Source organism: Salinimicrobium oceani (assembly GCF_012037645.1).
The window spans coordinates 1-300 of the sequence record NZ_JAAVJR010001506.1 but is presented as its reverse complement, the minus strand read 5'-3'; the positions used below and the strand labels follow the sequence as shown (position 1 = coordinate 300).

Sequence of the window (300 nt, the reverse complement as noted above, 5' to 3'; positions counted from 1 at the left end):
AACATTGTTCCAGCTTCGGGAGTAGATGGAATCCCGGCCATTGGATTGATGTTCGGCCTTCAAGAATGCCGTACCAATAATTTTATCTTCACTGTCAAAGATGGGTTTGGATAAATGGATTCCGGGATTGAAAATTATTTCTTCGAAGGGACTGGAAAAACGATAGACATTCCAGAATGCTTTTTGAGTGTAAGTAAGGAAGAGGTAAGAGTCCAGCGGCAGTGCATTCCGGGTAAGCAGTTGCCTAAAACTGATCTGGTATTTCGCATCGGCCGTCTCTGTACTGATGTCCTTGTTCAG

1 protein-coding gene is annotated in these 300 nt (G+C 44.0%); it reads right to left on the bottom strand.

Going from position 1 to position 300, the window contains the following annotated elements:
* Nucleotides 1-300, bottom strand: a 300-nt coding sequence (locus tag HC175_RS22855; RefSeq protein WP_168140063.1) for a phospholipase A, incomplete at both ends; no start/stop codon positions are given.